The following is a 383-nucleotide window of genomic DNA, read 5'->3' as shown; positions in this document are numbered from 1 at the left end:
GTGCTATTGGCATGCTGGTCGAATCGGTCGGCGGCGGCGGTGGTGACGGCGGCGGGGCAGCCGGCATCGTATCGATCGGCGGCACAGCCGGCGGCGGCGGCAAGGGCGGGACTGTCATCGCCAATGTCGGCGGCACGATAACGACTGGCGCTGACGGCAGCGGCGATGGCGCGCATGGCGTACTGGCCCAGTCGGTTGGTGGTGGGGGCGGCAATGGCGGCTTTGCCCTGTCGGTCGCCCCGGCAGTCGCTGTCGCGATCGGCGGCGGCGGCGGAACCGGCGGCAATGCCGGAGCCGTCAACGTCAACCAGGCCGCGACCGGTCCGACGGTCGACACCAACGGTCGTTCGGCCATTGGCATCCTCGCACAGTCTGTGGGAGGC

1 pseudogene is annotated in these 383 nt (G+C 71.0%); it reads left to right on the top strand.

Going from position 1 to position 383, the window contains the following annotated elements:
* Positions 1 to 11: 11 nt before the first annotated feature.
* Positions 12 to 383, top strand: a pseudogene (locus EOC06_RS38600) (hypothetical protein); the annotation flags it as partial.

The sequence above is a fragment of the Mesorhizobium sp. M7A.F.Ca.MR.362.00.0.0 genome (assembly GCF_004023175.1).
Lineage (GTDB): Bacteria > Pseudomonadota > Alphaproteobacteria > Rhizobiales > Rhizobiaceae > Mesorhizobium.
The sequence above is the reverse complement of the archived record's forward strand: the minus strand, read 5'-3'. Positions and strand labels throughout refer to the sequence as shown.